General features: G+C 70.4%; 2 protein-coding genes. One reads left to right on the plus strand and one right to left on the minus strand.

The features are described 5' to 3' along the window. Positions 1-107 precede the first annotated feature (107 nt). Entirely contained in the window at positions 108-1,163 is a 1,056-nt protein-coding gene (pseI, locus tag WAL33_RS06220) for a pseudaminic acid synthase (protein ID WP_422179535.1), read from the plus strand. Between the two features lie 46 nt (positions 1,164-1,209). Here pseI and WAL33_RS06225 read toward each other — a convergent pair whose 3' ends face one another. Continuing rightward, positions 1,210-2,073, minus strand: a complete 864-nt coding sequence (locus WAL33_RS06225; RefSeq protein ID WP_422179537.1) for an SDR family NAD(P)-dependent oxidoreductase — start codon at positions 2,071-2,073, stop codon at positions 1,210-1,212. Positions 2,074-2,211: the final 138 nt, after the last annotated feature.

A 2,211-nucleotide genomic window follows, 5' to 3' on the forward strand; every position in this document is an offset into this window, starting at 1 on the left:
CCCCCTCAGTCGGCTTCGCCGACAGCTCCCCCAGAGGGGGAGCATCTTGACGCCTCGTCCACGATTTCAGGGTTAATATGGGCCAAAGCCCCACGAGCGCCCCGCCCATGACCGCCCCCTTCATCGAGATCGCCGGCCGCAAGATCGGCGCCGACTTCGTGCCCTATGTGATCTGTGAGCTTTCGGGCAACCACAACGGCAGCCTCGACCGCGCCCTGGAGATGGTCGACGCGGCCGCCGACACCGGCGCCGACGCCATCAAGCTGCAGACCTACACCGCCGACACCATCACGCTGGATGTCGACCGGCCGGAGTTCAAGATCCACGGCGGCCTGTGGGACGGGCGCAGCCTGCACGAGCTCTACCAGGAGGCCCAGACCCCCTACGAATGGCACGGCCCGATCTTCGAGCGGGCCCGGAAGCGGGGCGTGACCATCTTCTCCAGCCCGTTCGACGAGACCGCCGTCGACCTGCTCGCGGGCCTGGACGCCCCCGCCTACAAGATCGCCTCGTTCGAGGCCGTCGACCTGCCGCTGATCCGCTACGCCGCCCGCCAAGGCAAGCCGCTGATCATCTCGACCGGCATGGCCAACCTCGCGGAAATGCAGACCGCGCTGGACACCGCCCTGGAAGCCGGCGCGGCGGGGGTGCTGCTGCTGCACTGCGTGTCCAGCTATCCGGCCAGTTTCGAGGACGCCAACCTGCGGACCATCATCGACATGGCCCAGCGCTTCGGTTGCCCGATCGGCCTGTCGGACCACACCCCGGGCACGGCGGCCTCGGTGGCCGCCACGACGCTGGGGGCCTGCGCGATCGAAAAGCACTTCACCCTGGCCCGCAGCGACGGCGGCCCGGACGCGGCCTTCAGCCTGGAGCCGGCCGAGTTCCGCGCCCTGGTCGACGACACCAAGAACGCCTGGAAAGCCCTGGGTGGGGTCAATTACGACCTGCTGGGCAGCGAGCGCGGCAACCGCCAGTTCCGCCGCTCGCTCTACGTCACCGCCGACGTCGCGGCCGGCGAGGTCCTGACCAAGGCCAATGTCCGCTCGGTCCGCCCCGGCGAGGGTTTGCCCCCGGCCGACTACGAGGCGGTGCTGGGCAAGCCGGCGGCGCGGGCGTTGAAGCGCGGCGAGCCGTTGGCCTGGGACATGGTGGGGCGCTAAACCCCTCTCTCATAGAGAGAGGGAGGGGTTCCGTGGACGCCTCCCTCTACCCCGGCAGCAGCCCCAGCCGCTTGCCGACGATCCTGTCCAGGGTCCGCTTGGGCAGGACCTGCGTCATGAACACCTGGAACGGGTCGGGCGTGACCGTGTAGCGGACCTTGGGCCTGGCGGCGGTCAGGGCCGTGTGCACCGCCTCGCCGATCCGCTCGGGCGGCAGGCCCGACTTGCCGATCGACAGCATGTAGCCGCGCAGCCGCTCCAGGGCCGGGGCGTAGACGGTGCCGGCGTAGGCGGTGACGTCGGTCTCGTCGGCCTTGTCCCAGATCGGCGTGGCCACCGCGCCGGGGGCGACCACGATCACGTCGACGCCGAACGGCAGCAGCTCGCGGCGCAGGGATTCCGACAGGCCCTCCAGCCCGAACTTGGTGGTGCAGTAGGGGGCCATGAACGGGTTGGCGTTGCGGCCGCCGACCGAGCCGATGTTGACGATGCGGCCCGGTTTTCCGCCGGCGGGCGTCCGCGCCCCGACCAGCGGCGCGAAGGCCTGGGTGGTGATCACCACCCCGGTCAGATTGACCTCCAGCTGCTGGCGCCACTCGTCGATCGGCAGGTGCAGCAGCGGGCCGGCCACGGCGACGCCGGCGTTGTTGACAAGACCGGCCAGGGGGCGCCCGTCCAGCGCCGCCTCGACCTTGCGCGCCGCCATGCGCACGGCGACCTCGTCGGTGACGTCGAACAGCATCGGCGTGACCTTGTCGCCGAACGCCGCGATCAGCCGCTCGGCGTCGGCCGCCTTGCGCACGCTGCCGAACACGTGAAAGCCGCGCTCCGTCAGCACCTTGGCCACGGCCCAGCCGATGCCGGTGGAGGCGCCGGTGACGACGACGGATGGGCTGGTTGGGCTGGTCATGCGTCCGCTCCCTTGGTTATGGCCAAGATGGTCTAGGTGAACGCTGTTATCCAGCCTGTTTGCGCGCGATCAGATCCAGGAAATGCGCCGCGGCCCGCGCCGCGCCGCGTCCGTCGCAGACCGCCGCCGATGCGGCCG

It is taken from the genome of Caulobacter sp., assembly GCF_049283275.1.
Taxonomy (GTDB): domain Bacteria; phylum Pseudomonadota; class Alphaproteobacteria; order Caulobacterales; family Caulobacteraceae; genus Caulobacter.

What these genes read in the sequence shown, in the direction of transcription:
- pseI (WP_422179535.1), top strand. Translation starts at nt 108, where the DNA reads ATGACCGCCCCCTTCATCGAGATCGCCGGCCGCAAGATCGGCGCCGAC.
- WAL33_RS06225 (WP_422179537.1), bottom strand. Translation starts at nt 2,073, where the DNA reads ATGACCAGCCCAACCAGCCCATCCGTCGTCGTCACCGGCGCCTCCACC.